The organism is Epibacterium sp. MM17-32 (assembly GCF_022348205.1).
Lineage (GTDB): Bacteria > Pseudomonadota > Alphaproteobacteria > Rhodobacterales > Rhodobacteraceae > Epibacterium.
Genome location: NZ_JAKRFC010000017.1, coordinates 96737 through 113048, shown reverse-complemented (window position 1 = coordinate 113048; position 16312 = coordinate 96737). Strand labels below are relative to the sequence as shown.

12 protein-coding genes and 1 pseudogene are annotated in these 16312 nt (G+C 59.2%); 11 read left to right on the top strand and 2 right to left on the bottom strand.

Annotation, left to right across the window (positions count from 1 at the left end; all coding sequences use genetic code 11):
- From MHM88_RS20390 to MHM88_RS20375, 4 genes are all read left to right on the top strand, one after another.
- The coding region (locus MHM88_RS20390; RefSeq protein WP_239368615.1) for a hypothetical protein at nt 1-225 on the top strand (225 nt) is incomplete at its 5' end.
- 458 nt (nt 226-683) lie between these two features.
- A complete protein-coding gene (locus MHM88_RS20385) occupies nt 684-1307 on the top strand; it encodes a helix-turn-helix domain-containing protein (protein WP_239368613.1) in 624 nt (207 codons plus the stop codon).
- Nucleotides 1300-3234, top strand: coding sequence for a relaxase/mobilization nuclease domain-containing protein (locus tag MHM88_RS20380; RefSeq protein ID WP_239368611.1), 1935 nt, complete (start codon nt 1300-1302; stop codon nt 3232-3234). The genes MHM88_RS20385 and MHM88_RS20380 overlap by 8 nt, the downstream gene beginning before the upstream one ends.
- A 14-nt stretch (nt 3235-3248) precedes the next feature.
- Nucleotides 3249-5162: a type IV secretory system conjugative DNA transfer family protein gene (locus tag MHM88_RS20375; RefSeq protein ID WP_239368609.1), complete on the top strand. Its 1914-nt coding sequence runs from the start codon at nt 3249-3251 to the stop codon at nt 5160-5162.
- 18 nt (nt 5163-5180) lie between these two features.
- Here MHM88_RS20375 and MHM88_RS20370 read toward each other — a convergent pair whose 3' ends face one another.
- Entirely contained in the window at nt 5181-6602 is a 1422-nt protein-coding gene (locus tag MHM88_RS20370) for a DUF2235 domain-containing protein (protein ID WP_239368607.1), read from the bottom strand.
- 173 nt (nt 6603-6775) lie between these two features.
- Here MHM88_RS20370 and MHM88_RS20365 point away from each other — a divergent pair, with 173 nt between their 5' ends.
- From MHM88_RS20365 to MHM88_RS20345, 5 genes are all read left to right on the top strand, one after another.
- A complete protein-coding gene (locus MHM88_RS20365) occupies nt 6776-7057 on the top strand; it encodes a WGR domain-containing protein (protein ID WP_239368605.1) in 282 nt (93 codons plus the stop codon).
- Between the two features lie 106 nt (nt 7058-7163).
- Entirely contained in the window at nt 7164-9851 is a 2688-nt protein-coding gene (locus MHM88_RS20360; RefSeq protein WP_239368603.1) for a DNA methyltransferase, read from the top strand.
- Nucleotides 9848-10672 carry an Abi family protein gene (locus MHM88_RS20355; protein WP_239368600.1) on the top strand — a complete coding sequence of 275 codons (825 nt, stop codon included), beginning with the start codon at nt 9848-9850 and terminating at the stop codon, nt 10670-10672. The genes MHM88_RS20360 and MHM88_RS20355 overlap by 4 nt, the downstream gene beginning before the upstream one ends.
- Before the next feature lies 1 nt (nt 10673).
- Complete coding sequence (locus tag MHM88_RS20350) at nt 10674-12758, top strand: DEAD/DEAH box helicase (protein WP_239368598.1); 2085 nt, start codon at nt 10674-10676, stop codon at nt 12756-12758.
- Between the two features lie 11 nt (nt 12759-12769).
- Nucleotides 12770-13963: a GIY-YIG nuclease family protein gene (locus MHM88_RS20345; protein ID WP_239368596.1), complete on the top strand. Its 1194-nt coding sequence runs from the start codon at nt 12770-12772 to the stop codon at nt 13961-13963.
- Nucleotides 13964-14167: 204 nt separating this feature from the next.
- Here MHM88_RS20345 and MHM88_RS20340 read toward each other — a convergent pair whose 3' ends face one another.
- The gene (locus MHM88_RS20340) at nt 14168-14584 is read right to left on the bottom strand and encodes a GFA family protein (protein ID WP_239368594.1); all 417 of its coding nucleotides are present in this window, start codon (nt 14582-14584) and stop codon (nt 14168-14170) included.
- Nucleotides 14585-14667: 83 nt separating this feature from the next.
- Here MHM88_RS20340 and MHM88_RS20335 point away from each other — a divergent pair, with 83 nt between their 5' ends.
- Both MHM88_RS20335 and MHM88_RS20330 read left to right on the top strand, forming a co-directional pair.
- Nucleotides 14668-15393, top strand: coding sequence for a YafY family protein (locus MHM88_RS20335; protein WP_239368592.1), 726 nt, complete (start codon nt 14668-14670; stop codon nt 15391-15393).
- Nucleotides 15394-15553: 160 nt separating this feature from the next.
- Nucleotides 15554-16160, top strand: a pseudogene (locus MHM88_RS20330) (IS6 family transposase).
- Nucleotides 16161-16312: the final 152 nt, after the last annotated feature.

Sequence of the window (16312 nt, the reverse complement as noted above, 5' to 3'; positions counted from 1 at the left end):
GTCTTTTCCACGATCCGTCCAACGACGATCAACGGAAAGGATCACACCATGACACTCGAACAATCCATCGACCTCGCCGAACTGCAAGCCGACATGGCCCTTGATGCCTACCTTGCCGCCTTTGATGACGACGCCCATCCCGAGACACTCGACAGCCTCGAGACCGAGGCGCTGATCGCCCGCAGCCGCTACGACGATCTGCGCTCTCAGGGACTGGGTCACTGACCCACATACCCCTGCGGCTCTTCGGATCCGCAGGGGTCTGACGCCGATCCTCACCAACATTGTGACGCCCCTAACGGGCGTGATCCGCGCCATCCCGCGCGGGGCGTATTCGTGTTCCTGGCGCCCGATCCGTGACCGGTTCAGGCGCTCGGTTTGCCTGTCGTCGCGTGCGTCTTGAACACAAGCTTCAGCAGATTTTTTCGACCTGGTTGTCTTGCATCGATGAGGGCGGAACCCGTTCCATGTCGCGCTGCAACGCGGGGCCTTGATGGCGTTCAATGCCCGAGGAAGACGTTGGCAGGATATGGCCAATGTTTGCACATTTTGTCCGAGGGGTCTGTCATGGGCGTTTCCCGCAAAGCTGAATGCTCCGCCGCACGCGAACGCGATTGCGGGCAATCGCTGCCTCGCGTGCGTCTGCGCATGCATCCTTTCCTTGGAAGCGGGAGAACGCCCTAATGCCGAGGCCAGCGAAAAACCTGAAGCTTGAAGAGCGCATCGAAGTGGCGCGACGCTTCGCGGCGGGCGAGAGCGCGAAAGAGTTGGCGGCGGTGTTTGGCATCTCTGCGCGCCACGTGAACCGGCTCGCGAAAGAGGAGGCGGGCGAGGGGATCACGGTGCGCGATCCAAGCGAGGCGGTGGCGTTCCGGGCGAGCCGATCCGAGCTGGACGCCTTCGATGCCGAGTGGCGCGAACGGGGCTATGCAAGCCGCTCGCAGGCACTGAATGCGGTGCTGCGCGGGCGGTGTGGGTTTCTCGATGTGCCGCGCGATCTGGTCGCAGAATTCTGCGCGGCGTGGCGTCAGGCGAAGGACGTGAGCGACGCTGGACTGGCCCTTGCCAAGGCGGTGCATCGTGGTCGGCTGGAGGTCTCGGAGGCGGATCGCGCGGTGCTGATCGAACTGCTCGATCTGGCCCAGTCCATGAGCCGCGAGATGGGCCGGATGAAGGATGCGGCGCAGGCGCTGCGTCTTCAGGAGTGGCCGCAAAAGGAAGAAGGGCAGGGGGCGGAGAGCGCAGTTTTGGAGGATGACCTGCGCACGCTCGAGCGCGGCGGATTGAGGCTCGTCCGGAATGGCTGATCCGCTCGCCCTCTACGCCTCGGTCATGGGCCGGCTCTGGGAGGATGAGCGCATCCGGGGCCAGGCCGCGGCACGGATCGATGCGCGGTTGGCGGGCCGTCGGCAGGGTCGCAGTTTCGCGCGCGTCGGATCCATGTCAGCGCGCAATGCGCTGAAGGCGGCCTCGGGCCAGAGCCGCGCGGCGGTCTTCAAACGGATCCGGGCCGGGGGCTGCAAGACGCGCGCCTCGCTCGGGGCGCAGATCTCTTACATCAACGACAAGGCGGTCTACACCTATTCGACGATGACCAACGCGCTGACCGATGCGGCGGTGCTTTCTGAGGAGCAGAAGGAAGACATCATCGAGGATTGGGCCGGGACCTGGCGCGGCTCGACCAAGCTCGGCTTCACCTCGCACATGTTGCTCTCCTTCCCGACCGACGTGACGGTCGACCAGGTCCGCGACATCGCGATGGACTGGACGGAGCATTTCTTCGAGAGCGGCGAATACGGCGACCAGTGGGACTATGTGCTCGCGGTCCATGACGACCGGGCGCACAAGCATGCCCATATCATCCTGAACAATCGCGGCGTCGAAAACGGCACCTGGTTTTCCTGCTGGGCCGAGGGCGTAATGTCGCCGCAGCTCATGCGCGAGAAGCAGGCCGAGATCGCGGAACGCTACGGCGTGATGCTTGATGCCACCACCCGGCTCGAGCGCGGCATCTTCGAAAAGCCCGCCGGGATCGAGGAGATCTACCGCGCCAAGGAAGAGGCGAGGCTGCCGCGCGAGATCGTCATGACGGCCCAAGAATCCGCCATCGCGCAGGCGCAGGTGGTCGGCTTCGCCAAGGACTACAAGAACCTCGCAGATCTGCTGGACCGGATGGACCAGCGCCACTTGGCGCGCGCCGTACGCGGCATGGCGGACGGGCTTGGCTCGGGCACGCCGTGGAACTTCACCGAAGGAGAGATAGACATGAAGGACATCAAGACCGTCGGTGACGCGATCGACTATTCCGAGCGCACGATCGAGGCGCTGAGGCTCAAGGCCGAGGAACTGGACCCGGCCGAACGCGCCGCATTCGAGGCCAAGGCCGCACCGATCATCGCGGATCTCTCTCAGATGGTGCCGGACCCGGAACTGCGCGCGCGCTTTGGCAAGCAGCTCGAAGAACCCTATCCGCCGGGGGCGGGCAGCGATGTGCTGATCGGCGCGCTGCAGTCTGGCAAGGACGAGGGGTTGCGTGAGGTGCTCGAGAGTGCCGAGGAAGCCGGAATGGACAGCGAGGAGCTGGTGGCCCGGATCGCGGCGGGCGGCACGCGCAACTATGGTATGGCGCAGGACTGGGTCGAGCGGGACATGAACGCGGTGCTGTCGAAGGACGGTCTCAGCGTAGAGACGGCCAATGACGATCAACTCGATGCCGCGCTCGAGAAGGTCGACGGCGTGATGGACGCGCTGATGGAACGCGCCAAGGAACTGGGCGTCGAGATCGGCCGAACCCTTGCCGATGAGGAAGAGGCGACATTGCCGCTCCTCGACGAGGATGACCGGACGCCCAATCCCTACCTGCAGGACCTCGCCGACATGCTGCGGGACGGCAAGCTCACCGAGGAACAGGAAGAGATTGTCGAGCGGACCCTGCACTCCGAGCTCTTCAAAGAGCTGGGGGAGGAGGGCTTGGCTGCACTTCGCCGTGGCAACTACGAGGTGCTGGATGCGGCCCTGCCGAGCAAGATCGACCAAATCACCGTCACGCAGGAATTCCTCGAGATGACCTTCGAGGAGACAGGCGATCAGGTCTTCACCGACCGCGCCGCCGGGTTGCAGCAGGACAAGGCGACGGAGGTGGCGCGGATGCGTGGCCAGCAGGAGGAGCTGGGGCGTGATCTTGGCCGGGCCAAAGAACTGGATCGTGGTCTCGATGACGAGATGGAATTCTGAAGGGGATGACCACCATGACCAAGACACTTCCCCTCTGGGCTGCGCTTCTCTTCGGTGTGATCTGCGGCGCCGTCATCGGCACCATCGTTGCCGCCTTCTACCTGACTCTGGCCCTGAAGACCGGGTTTCAGAGTTTCGATATGCTGGCGCTATGGAAGGCCAGCGCCGGCACTCGCGCTGCGCACCCCGAGGCGTTCAGGGTGGGGTTTGGCGCCGTCGGGCTCAGTTCAATTGGCCTCGGCGCCCTGGCGCTTGCCTGGACCTGGAAGAAAGAGCGCGACGACTACGGATCGGCCCATTGGCAGACCAAGGCGGAGCTGAAGAAGAACGACATGTTGCAGGCCCCGGGCAAGGGTTTCGTCTGTGGCAAGCTTGGCGCGCCGATCTCCAAAGCTGAGTTCATCTCCTCGACCATGATCCCGCATGTGATGATGGTGGCCCCGACCCGTGCTGGTAAGGGCGTTGGTTTCGTGATCCCAAACCTGCTGAGTTTCGCGGGCTCGGTGGTGGTGCTCGACGTGAAAGGCGAGAATTTTGAAAAGACTGCACGGCTGCGGGCACTGAACGGTGACGAGGTCTATCGGTTCAGCCCGTTTGATTGGGCCAACGCCACGCATCGTTACAACCCTCTGGCGCGGATCGCCAAGGCCCCGACATTCGCGCAGCGCTTCACCGAGGTGTCGATCCTCGCTGACCTCTTCCTCGACAAGGACAACAAGACACTCGACACCTTCTCCGAGGCCGGCAAGTCGATCTTCGTCGCGGCCTGTCTGCTGGCGATCCAGCGCGGCACGCCGAACCTAGGCGAGGTGAACAAGATCGTCGCCGGGGGCGAATACAAGAACGCCCAGTACAAGACCTATGCAGACGAGGCCGAAGAAGACATTCTACGCGAGCTTTGGACCAATGCGGCCTCGGCCTCGTCACGGCTGCTGACCTCAAACATCCAGGCGCTGATGACGGCCGGTCTCAAACAATGGGACAACCCGGCGGTGCGCTCGGCCACCGAGGCGAGCGACTTTGATTTCTCGACCTTCCGCAAAACCCCGCAATCGCTCTACATCGCGGTGTCTGAAGATCATATCGCGACGCTGGCGCCGCTCCTGCGCTTGATGTTCGCCGACCTCATTGCCTCGATCCGGCTGAACGAGCCGGGTCCGGATGAGCCCTGGCCCGTCATGATGATGATCGACGAATTTCAGCAGATGGGGGCGATGCCCTATCTCGAACGGGCGATCCATTCGCTGGCAAGTTACGGCGGCCGCGTCGCAATGATCGCGCAGTCGCTGGCTTCGCTCGACCGGATCTACGGGCCCGAAGGCCGCGAAAGCCTCGAGAACGGGGCAGGGCTGAAGCTCTACATCACGCCGCGGGACCAGCGAACCGTGAAGGAGGTCTCCGCCGCCGTCGGGAGCACCACCCGCGAGGCGGTGACCCGGATGTATGGCCGCAACAAGGGCTTCCTCGGGGCGACTTCGACATCAGCGCGGCTCGAAGAACGGCCACTGCTGTCCGAGACAGAGGCGCGGCTGATGGACCCTGACGAGGTGATTATCCTCGCCTCGCCCCAGCATCCGATCAAGGCGAGCCGGATCAAGTATTACGACGATCCGTTCTTCAAGGACATGTTGGCCCGTCAGGAGGGCAAGCCATTCCCGTACCCGCCTAGCGTCCAAGGCGTGGGGCCATGGGGTGGGGATGGTGGAGATGAGACTGGTGGAGACGAGCAGGCGAAACCAGCCGAACGCGCACCGGTCCGGGACCGTTCGCAGCGCCGCGAAGCGCGCGCGATGAGCGTGATGGCGATGGAGGCCGGGCGCGGGCAGCCCGAGCCCGAGGCGCTCGAGCGGGAAGCCGCCGTGCCGAAGGAATGGGAAGCGGTGCTCGACCGGCAGGAGGACTTCATCGAGGAGTTGTTGGGTGGGTGAGCGCCGTCGGCTAGTCCCCTATTCATCGTAGTAGAATTTCAAGTCGCGTCGCTCTTTCAACTGGGCAGGTCGGTAGGGTTTGACCTCGCCACACTGGGCGACGGCCTTGGCTCGCATGCGCTCTTCGACTGAAGGATGGAGCGGGAAGTCGTCGCCAACTGCGCGAATTCCCTTCTTCCAGCGGATGCGGAGGGGGCCAAATGCTACCATCGCGTCTTCGCGGTGCTGCAAACCCAGAGGGTCAGGGGCGCGGTTCAAGACGTTCTCGTTGATCTGGATCGACGGCACACACTCTTTCAATTCGTCGACCATCCAATCGAGGGCGATATCGCTCAGGCGGGACTCTGCCTCGGGATAGCTTCCGCCGATGTCGCTATGACAGCCCGGGAACCAGATCTGCTTCAGCCACTTCGGCTCTCGATCTTTGGTCTCAATCGCGGCCGCCTTCGATGCCCATCCAACCCTTGGAAAGTCAGCACGGTCCTCGTCGATCGCCATGGCGTGACGGGCGTGTTGGACATCGGGATCCAGCCACTTGTCGTAGTTGCGCTTGTTCCAAGCCGCGAAATGACCTGTCTTGAGGATCTGCGGCCAATCCGTTGGGCGCCAGAGCTTCAGTTTGCGCTCGGGATCGTCCGAGAAATATTTGAAGTTGTCGAGCAACAGGGAACCAAGCTGCCAAAGAAGTGCAACTAGTAGGACGCCGAGTGGAAGAACCAAAAGCCAAGACCACCCGAATGCAACGCTTGCGGCAACAGCCGACCCGACCCCGAACGTGACGCCCCAGACCAAGGTGCGGACAACAGCCGTTCGCAGTGATGCCACCGTGTCGAAGACCCCGATGAATGTTGGCTGAACGTTGCCTTGGTTACCGTCACCTTCAATGGGAAAGCTTGAATACTTCTTTCGGAATCGTTTGCCGAGCTCTTCGCGGTTCACAAAATATGGGTTCTGTGTCCGTGGTTTCCCGGCCCCGTGGTTATAGACGAACTTCACAGCGTCCTTGGCGATCTTGCGCAGGCCGGGCCCGTGACGCGGCACCGGAGAGCCATCGGGCATCTGCGTTGGGACACCGCAAAGGTTCATGACATTGGCGAGTGCTCTTACCGTGTAGGCCCCGCGCGAGAACCCGAACAGCAACACACGGTCGCCGGGTTCGTAATGGGCGATGATCTGCTCGTAGCAATCGATGATGTTGTGGTCGATGCCGGTGCCGACGGCGCTTTCAAGGATCGGCTTGATCCGACCGAAAAACCCGCCACTTTCTCCCGTTCCCAAGCCGGGGTCGTAAAAGGCTACTTGGTCCTTCGGACTAATGGGCGAATCTGGTCCCGGGCGCATGGCTCGGTACATCTTGTAAACGTTTGAGAGCCGTTGGTCTGGACTGGCGCCGCCCATCTGGCCGGTTCCGTCCGAGAAGATGCAGATGCTTTTTACCATTTGTCGCCCTATCGAAGAACACGAAGCACAGTCAAAGTCCCGAACCCGCAGAAGGTCTGCCAAGTTAGGGGAGAGTTCAGTGAAGAGGTTTCATCTGAGTCGGGAAAATTTGAACATAGTGGAAACACAGATGTCCACCTGATATTGTGGAACTTAAGAAAGAAGAGCCCAATATGTTGGATGATATGCAGCAAATGGAAGTGTTCCCGACGACAGTCGATCTCAAACGGATCGACCCGTCTCTCAACATGCGGCGCTTCTATCGAATGAGCGTTCAGCCAGACCTTTTTGGCGGCGCATGCCTCGTGCGGGAATGGGGTCGAATTGGGTTTCGAGGGCAGATGCTGATCGAACAGCATCCCGACGAGGGTGGAGCCGTCTCCGCGCTCATGAAGCTTGCAGCGAACAAGACGCGGCGAGGGTATCGAGCGGCCGCCGGGCAGAAGATCGATTGAAATCCGGTCAAAGAGATTTCGCCAGGCGTGTATTTCGCGTTTATTTTCGGTAGTTTCCGGCGGCTTCTTTGACTACGAATAGTGTAACGAATTCCGAGGCCTGTTGATGAACCCGACTGAAATTTATGATGCCCTTGCCGAGATTGCGGCCAAGCCATTTGATCCGAATGAGTTTCCCTTTGCTTTTGCCGAGGCGACGGACGCGGCCAAGGCGGCGATCTCGAAGTTGCGCAATGGCTCGACCAACAAGTCGGATCTTCCTGGCGGCGTTCTGTTCAACAAGAAGTTCCACTACGCGCCTGCCCTAAAGGGCTTGACCGATGTCACGCTCGATCAACTGCGCGCTTCAAAGAAGACCAAGGCGTCCAAGCCCGCGATCTTGATCGCGACCGACGGCGTAACCATTGCAGCGGAACACCCGGCTTCAGGCGATACGCTGCATTGCACCTTCAGCGAGCTTGGTGATCATTTCGGCTTCTTCTTGCCTGCAGCGGGCAAAGAACGCTACCGCGCGGTCGAAGAGAACCCTGTCGACGTCAAGGCAACTGGTAAACTCGCCCGCCTCTATGACGCGCTGACAAAAGCCAACCCAGACTGGGGCAGCGACGAGCGCCGGCACGAAATGAACCAGCTGATGATGCGCCTCATCTTCTGCATGTTCGCCGAGGACGTGGGCATCTTCCCGGACAACCAGTTCTCGCACCTTCTGTTTACCCATGCTGGCGACAAGGGCGAAGAGGCACGTGAAACCATCATTGCCGCCTTCAACGCGATGAACCTGCCTAAGGACAAGCGCGGCGCACTGCCAGCATGGACGGCAGAGCTGGAATACGTCAACGGCGGACTGTTCGCGGGCACAATCGATGCGCCGCGCTTTGACACAATCGCCTTCCGCTACCTGCGAGATGCCTGCGATCTTGATTGGCGCGAGATCAACCCTGACATCTTCGGGTCGATGATCCAGTCGGTGGCCGACCCCAAGCAGCGCTCGGAACTGGGGATGCACTACACCTCGGTCCCGAACATCATGAAGGTGATCGGGCCGCTTTTTCTCGATGATCTGGATGCCGAAATCCACAAGGCTTGGGATCGCGCGAAAGCCTTGCAACAGGTGCTGGATCGCATGTCGCGTATTCGCGTCTTTGATCCTGCCTGTGGCTCGGGCAACTTTCTGGTCGTGTCCTACCGCGAACTCAGGGCGCGGGAGACGCGCATCCTGCAGCGGCTGGAGGAACTCAACGGCCCCGGCTCGATGCAAATGTTTTCGGCCATCCCGATCAGCAATTTCTACGGGATCGAGATCGCGGATTTTGCGGCAGAGACCGCCAAGCTCGCGCTGTTCATTGCCGAGTATCAAGCCAATGCCAGCTTTGCCGAGGTGTTTGGGCGGCGTCCGGCTGCGCTGCCTTTGAAGGATGCGGCGCATATCCGCACTGGGAACTCCCTGCGTATCGACTGGGAGGAGGTCTGCCCGCCTCCTGGCGAGGGAGAGGAAGTGTTCATCGCGGGCAATCCGCCGTTCGTCGGAACGACATATCGATCGAGGGAGCAAAGGGACGACTTCAATGCTGTATTCGAAGGAAACGTCTCGAATGCGGGGCGACTCGATTTCAGTGCGGCGTGGATGTTCTTGGCTTCTCAATATCTTCGAAATGGACGCTCCAAGTCATCGCTGATTACGACGAGTTCTACCGTCCAAGGGGCAGCAGTCGAACCCCTTTGGAGTACCGTCCTGACAGCGCCCATCGAAATTTTCTTTGCCCATCGTCCCTTCAAGTGGCGCAACAACGCCGCCAAGAACGCCGCCGTTGAATGTGTAATCGTCGGCTTGTCGTCTGGGGGGGAGAAGGTCCGGAATTTGTTCGATGGCGAACTTCGGATAGAGTGCGCCCACATCAATGCATACCTTCTCGACGGCCCCGAGGTCTTCGTCGAAGCTACCAGGAAATCCATATTTGGACTTGGTTCGATGGGGCCCGGGAATTTCCCATACGACTTCGGCCACCTGATCTTGTCTCCCGCTGAACGCGAAGCACTGCTCGAGGAAGAGCCTGATGCCGACAAGTTTATTTTCAAGTTCGTTGGATCGAACGAAGTGATCAAAGGGCTCGATCGGTTCTGTCTCTGGATAGACGATGAGGACTTGGAGTTTGCCAAATCACTTCCAGCTGTCGCAGAACGCATTGAGCGGGTGGCGCTGGATCGTTCGAAGAGTTCTGACGCAGGCACCAAGCGACTGGCTAGACGACCACACCAGTTCCGAGAGCACAACGCTCCTCAAAGCCACATGATGCTGGTTCCAAGGACCAGCTCGGAGCGCCGTGACTATCTGCCAGTTGATCGTGCATCTGGTCGAATTGTGTCTTCTGACAATAACCATGTCCTTTACGACGCTCCTGAATGGTGCATCGCGCTGATCGCATCGCGCCTGCATCTCGTCTGGATCGCCACGGTCTGCGGCAAGCTGAAGTCCGATTTCCGCTACTCCAACACCCTCGGTTGGAACACCTTCCCCGTGCCGAAGTTCAGCGAGGATCAACTGGCCGAGCTATCCGCCTCTGCGCGGCGCATCCTCAAGTGCCGCTACTCGCATTTTCCCAAGACCATCGCCGAACTCTACGACCCCGACAAAATGCCGGACGACCTGCGCACCGTGCATCGGGAGAACGATGACCTCTTGGAGACGATGTATATCGGCCGCCCCTTCCGGAATGACACCGAGCGGTTGGAGAAGCTCTTCAAGCTCTATGCCGCCAAGGTGAAATCGCAGGATAAGAAGGGCGCGAAGGCATGAGCGGGCAAACGACACCCCCAAAAACAAGCGAGGCGGCGCCCGAAGGCCCGCCTCATGATCTTGTCCACGGGAGGGGCCAGAAGCCTGCCGAAGCACCTAAAGGCAACCTCACCGCGTCTCACGAAGCAATAGATAGCGCCGATGTGGCCACGGATCAAGTTCAAACTCTGACCGATCTTAGGGTTCAGAAGCTGTTAACCGACTGCCTGAGTGACCGAAGACTGCAGCGATACGCCCCTGCGGCCGGTGATTCCGGGGTGGCGCGCGAGGACATCTACCTCTGGAACTGCGACCTGTCCGAGGCCTTTCACTTTGCATTGCATATGGCCGAAGTGACCTGCCGGAACAGCATACACAACGCGCTAACGTTCCGTGACCAGCGATGGTTCGAAAACCCAACGTTCCTCAAGATCCTGGACCCAGTTCGCAGAAAGGACCTCGACAACGCGATCGCTGATGAGACCGATCAACACGGTGACGTTATGGACGCCCACCACATGGTTTCGGCTTTGTCTTTCGGGTTTTGGGAGCACCTAACGACCAAGCGGTTCCAGCGTTATCTGTTCCCGAAAGGGTTTCAGCGGGTGTTCAAGCACGCCCCATGGGACGCCAAGCTGGAAGACTTGCACGACTTGATCGAAAGCGTGCGCCGCTGGCGTAACCGCATCGCGCACCACAATGCGATTTTCGACAAAGGCCCATCATCGAAGTACCAAGACGCATTAAAGTTGATCGCGTGGTCCTCACCGGACTTGGAGACATGGGTCGCAACCCGCTGCCGCGTGAACCAGATTATCAACGCGCGCCCGAAGGAAGAATGACATGGTTGAAATGGTGAACGTGACCTATGGGCGCTCCAACTCGACAACCAACAAGTTGGGCCAACGCCCGATGCAGGCCCGCGCCTATGCCGCCCGAGCGGCGCAGTTCCTTTTGCTCAAAGCGCCGCCGGCCGCTGGCAAGAGCCGCGCGCTCATGTTCGTCGCTCTCGACAAGATGCTTCATCAGGGGCTGGAAAAGACGATCGTTTGCGTCCCCGAGACATCGATTGGCGGGTCATTCCGCTCGACGGATCTGACCCGCTACGGGTTTGAGGCGAACTGGGACGTCGAGGATCGCTGGAACCTCTGTTTAACGGGCGAGGACGCAGACAAGCAAAAGGTCAAGGCGTTTCAGGCATTTCTGAAAAGCGATGCCAAGGTGCTGGTCTGCACCCATGCCACATTCCGGTTCGGTTTCGATGAGGTGGTAAGAACTGTGGGGATCGAGGCTTTTGACAATTGCTTCATAGCCATTGACGAATTCCACCATGTCTCTGCCTCCGAGAACAACCGGCTGGGCGTGATCCTGCGCAGCCTGATTTCCCGAGCGGAATGCCATGTGATGGCAATGACCGGCAGCTATTTCCGCGGGGATGCGGATCCGGTGTTGCGGCCAGAGGATGAGGATCGGTTCACCAAGATCACCTACAGCTACTACGAGCAGCTGGAAGGCTACGAATTTCTCAAGGCACTCGGGATCAACTACGAATTCTACAAGGGCAATTACGTCAACGGATTGCCAGGGGTGCTGAACCCTGACCAGAAGACGATCATCCATATTCCTCACCGGGGGTCGTCCGAGGCATTCGACGACAAGTACAACGAGGTCGGGAAGATTCTCGACCTCTTGGGTGTCCATGAAGGTCGCGATCCTGAGACCGGATTTGATCTGGTCCGCAGGCCAGATGGGCAGATTCTGAAAATCGCCGATCTGGTTGATGACGGACCAGGCCGCGACATCGTTAAATCTGCGCTTTCTCGAGAGATCAAAGGCGCTGATGGTCGTCGAGACGATACGGCGGACCGCGAGAAGGTCGACATCATAATTGCGCTTGGTATGGCGAAAGAAGGGTTCGACTGGGTTTGGTGTGAACATGCCCTGACGATCGGCTACCGGTCATCGCTTACCGAAATCGTGCAGATTATCGGGAGAGCCACCCGCGATGCCCCGGGTAAGCCGCGTGCGCTCTTCACCAACCTGGTTGCCGAGCCGGGTGTGGAAACCGGCGTTGTGACGGACGCGGTCAACGATATGCTGAAGGCCATTTCTGGTTCTCTGCTCATGGAGCAGGTGTTGGCACCCAACTTCAAATTCTATCGGCGCGAGGATGGCGACGTGCGTGCCCCAGTCGGCACTGACGCCGAAGGCAACGTCACCATCGGTATCAGGGGACTGATTGAGCCACCCACTGATCGTGCTCGGGAAATCTGCGAGAAGGACATGCACGACTTGATGGCTACCGCCTACCAGGAAATGGATAGACGGGTCCTTTCTCCCGACACGGCGCCCGAGGTTGCCACGCAAATGGTTCTGACGGACATCATTGAGCGCAGATACGAAACTCTGGATTCAGAAGAGGCCGAGTCTGTTCGGCAACACCTTGCGGCGCATATGAACGTGCTAACTTTGGCGCGGCGAGAAGCTGAGCGTGGCTTCGCTGCAGGGCAGTCACCTTTGAACGGCAGCCCCGGCACGGCGGAAGCTTTTGATGACGATGGGGATGAAGCCGGAGACAGCGCCCCCAATACGCTGCTGCAGATGGTCAAAAAATTCATCAACGTCCGCGACATCGATGTTGAGCTCATCGACAGTGTGAACACGTTTCGTGAGCGGTTCGAGGTCGCATCGAAGTCTTTGAACTCGGAGCTCCTGGCTCATGTCCAATCGGCGATGGTTGCGTTGCGGGTCAACATGACCGGCGACGAGGCTCGAACCCTCTGGCCGAGGATCAAGGCGTTTCGGGCCAGTGAAGGACGTGAGCCGAACGTTCATTCCGCCGATCCCCTGGAGAAGCGGATGGCAGAGGCGCTGGCCTGGCTGAAAGCTGAGAAGGCGAAGCGGCTGCGCGAGGGCGCGATACAATGACGCGGCCGAGCTTGGATGACATATTTGCGGAAGACGATGAATTCGGCCTGTTGGATGTTAGGCTGCGCGGCAGCCGCGCCACTGTAGCTTCCGACCAAGGAGCGGGCGCGCTGAGAGAAGTCTCAGCGTTCTTTGAGAAACACGGGCGCGTTCCCGATCCTGACGCGGTGGACCATGACGAGATGCGGCTCGGTTCGATCTGGGCATCCATCAAGTCTGCGCCGACAGACCAAATGCGGTTGGATGATCGGTTTGGGCTCCTGGACGACAAACCTGCGCATGCGTTGAAATCTTGGCGAGATGAGCCACTAGGTTCTGATGTGCCTGCCAGCCTCGATGACATCTTCGATGATGACGAACTTTCGGTGGATGCGTCACTGATCAACTTGAAACATACGACGCCTGCCGCAGACCGGCATTTGCCCGATCATCGGGCGGAATTTGTTCCCTGTAGCGACTTCGAGAGGTTTGCAGAGCGTTTTGAAGCGGTGCAGCAGGCTTTAGAGGCGGGCGATCGCCAAGCGTTGCCTGTAAAGAAATGGTCCGTGATTGAGCCTATAGAAGGCGATTTCTTTATCCGCAACGGGCTTCTCGTGATGATAGCTGAGAAATCCGAAATGTCTGCGCGAGGCGGCTCTCGTGACCACAGACTTCGGGTCATCTTTTCCAACGGCATGGAGAGTGATCCTCTCATGTCTTCGTTCCGCAAGTCGCTCAACGATGATAAAACGGCCCGTATGGTTCAGAAGGTCGGGCTTGGACCCCTCGATCCAGACTGGGAAACGGATCAGCTCGAACTTTCCGGGACGATTTACGTCGCTCGGTCACGCTCTGAGGATCCTGCGATCAGGGCGGAACGAATGATCCTGCATAAGATCGGAGTGACCAGTCAGGATGTCGCGCGCCGAGTTGTAGATGCCCGGAACGATCCCACGTTCTTGCTGGCCCCCGTGGACATCGTCGCAACCTATGAACTGCAAAACCTGCCCCGCCGCAAAGTTGAGAATCTTCTTCATCGTTTCTTCGCTGCGGCCAGGCCGGCCGAGCTCTATGTAACGGATCGTTTCGGGAAGAAGGTTTACCCCAAGGAATGGTTCTACGTCTTACCGGACCATGTCGGCCGAGCGGCGAAATTGATCGAAGAGGGGCGCCTTCATCTGTTTGAGTACGATGTTGCAACGCAGTCGATTTTTGAAAAGGGTTAGTAACGGCCCAGAGCTGCCGTTCGCGCCAGGCGCAGGGGATGACCGGTGTTGGCCCTTTGCGGACATTGGCCGTTGCTATCGACGCTGCGATGCAGCTTCCCGAAAGCCGACATTGGCGAAGGAGCGCAGCAATCTGATACGCCCGAGGTCGGCTATGCGGACAAAGCAGGCATTCATAACAATGGCCTGAGTGTCCGCAAATACCTACTCAGGATGTCCGACATTCTGAGGTGCATCATCGCAGATTTCATACCATGAGGGTTTTTCACCAACGAATTCGTGGGATTGGTTCACAAGGCCCAGATCGCCATCCAGAGTGTTCACAGCAATTGGGAAGCTGTCTTCAGTCGACAAAATCTCACCCAAGGACGTGCCACAGATTTTGCAGAAGCAGCGCTGGTAGATGTAGGGTGCAACCGGCTCGAAAACCTGCACGCAGTCTTTGCCTGAGATCCATTTCACGTCTTCGCGTTTGACAAATGCAATCGTGCTTGCGCCAACTTTTCGACACCGCGAACAGTGGCAAGTTCCTACAAATGAAGGTGGGTTCGCCAGCTCAAATTGAACGGCTTGGCAGCAACAGCTTCCTTTAATCATGACAGTCTCACTTCCTTTTTTCAAACACTCTCCTGTCATGTTTTCTGAGCGCGATAAATATGGCATGCTGACAGCATAGTGGCAGCATCAGGCTAAAGGGTATGATCATGCGTAAGGCAGAGCGCCTGTTTGAAATTGTTCAACTGCTGCGACGCGTGGGGGGGCCGGTCTCTGCTGAGAAGATCGCGAAGGAACTGGGGTCGTCGAAACGCTCGGTATATCGTGATGTCGCGGCCTTGATGGCGCAAGATGTCCCGATCCGTGGTGAAGCTGGTATCGGATATGTTCTTGAAAAAGGCTTTGACATGCCGCCGTTGATGCTGACCTCGGACGAGTTAGATGCCGCTGTTTTGGGGGCGCATTGGGTTGCCAGTCGGGGTGAGCCAGACTTAGCCGAAGCCGCGCTGAACCTGCTGGCTAAGATCGAGGTGGTGGTGCCGGAACGATTGCGCGGACATGTATTGGAACCCGCGACCAGCATCGCCCCGGTCACCCCGACTTCAGAAACAGTGGATGCCGCACTGCTGCGCAATACCATCCGTGCCCATAGAAAGCTGGCACTGATTTATCGGGACGGAAATAGCACGCAGACCAGTCGTGTGGTTTGGCCGATCCTACTGGGCTATCGGGATGAGGGTCGCATTCTGGCCGCGTGGTGCGAGTTTCGCGGTGGGTTTCGTTACTTTCGCACCGAGCGCATGATTTCGGCGGAACCATTGAAACAACGGATACCGGAAAATGCGAGGGCGCTGCGGACACGGTGGCGATGTGCGATGGACCTTGAGCGGAAGAGTTTTGTGACTTTGGATCAAGAGATTTCAGCGCGGCCATGAAACCAGGTAATCCCAAAAGCCGCCATTCGTGCGTTGCGAAGCATTTTAGAAAATGGGCTCAAAGGGGTCGTCAAGTTATTGCCCTTCGCGCGAGGGGTCGCTTTCTAATTTCAAAGTGACCCACTACCCCCTTCGCAGTGCAGTTTTGTAGCTCCGTGCGATGATCCGTCAGATTTCCGCACCGCGCCTGAAAGGCCACCGCTTTCCCCGCTCCATCATTTCCTACGCGGTCTTGGCGTATTATCGCTTCTCGCTTAGCATGGGTGGAGAAATTCGGGCCGCATATCGCGAAACGGGTCCGCGCTATGCGCCCACTGACACATGGCGCCTGGACGAGGTGGTGATCATGATCAACGGCGTGCGACACTGGCTGTGGCGCGGTGGATCGCAACGGCAAAGTTCTCGAGATCCTCGTGCAAACGCGCCGCAATGCGCGGGCGGCGAAGCGTTTCATTTCACGGCTGATCGCCCGCTGGGGTGAGCCCCGCATCATCGTGACGGACAAACTGCGCAGCTGCGGCGCGGCCCTGCGGCGGCTCGGGCTGAACGTGGATCACCGGGCGTACAAGGGACTGAACAATCGTATTGAGGGGTCGCACAGACCCACGCGAAAGCGCGAGAAAATCCTGGGCCGATCCAAATCGGCAAGGCAGGCGCAAAGGTTCCTTTGCGCCCAAGATGAAACCGCCAACCTGTTCCGCCCTCGTCGCCAAAAGATGACCGTCTCCAGATACCGTCAGAGCCTCGCCGCCGCGTTCGAGCGCTGAAACGACTGTGCGAAAAGCATGGCCGCGTGACAGGAGGTAGCGCACCCCCACTTTCGATCCCGGGCAACGACTTGACGATCCCGCGCGAAGGCCTCTACGAGGCGGTGGTGAACGGTATGGGGCTGGGGTTCGTCTGGTGTACCGGGACGGGG

Bases quoted from the DNA above. Each gene is read 5' to 3' on its own strand.
- MHM88_RS20375 (WP_239368609.1), top strand. From the start codon at position 3,249: ATGACCAAGACACTTCCCCTCTGGGCTGCGCTTCTCTTCGGTGTGATC.
- MHM88_RS20335 (WP_239368592.1), top strand. From the start codon at position 14,668: ATGCGTAAGGCAGAGCGCCTGTTTGAAATTGTTCAACTGCTGCGACGC.
- MHM88_RS20365 (WP_239368605.1), top strand. From the start codon at position 6,776: ATGTTGGATGATATGCAGCAAATGGAAGTGTTCCCGACGACAGTCGAT.
- MHM88_RS20355 (WP_239368600.1), top strand. From the start codon at position 9,848: ATGAGCGGGCAAACGACACCCCCAAAAACAAGCGAGGCGGCGCCCGAA.
- MHM88_RS20360 (WP_239368603.1), top strand. From the start codon at position 7,164: ATGAACCCGACTGAAATTTATGATGCCCTTGCCGAGATTGCGGCCAAG.
- MHM88_RS20380 (WP_239368611.1), top strand. From the start codon at position 1,300: ATGGCTGATCCGCTCGCCCTCTACGCCTCGGTCATGGGCCGGCTCTGG.
- MHM88_RS20350 (WP_239368598.1), top strand. From the start codon at position 10,674: ATGGTTGAAATGGTGAACGTGACCTATGGGCGCTCCAACTCGACAACC.
- MHM88_RS20385 (WP_239368613.1), top strand. From the start codon at position 684: ATGCCGAGGCCAGCGAAAAACCTGAAGCTTGAAGAGCGCATCGAAGTG.
- MHM88_RS20370 (WP_239368607.1), bottom strand. From the start codon at position 6,602: ATGGTAAAAAGCATCTGCATCTTCTCGGACGGAACCGGCCAGATGGGC.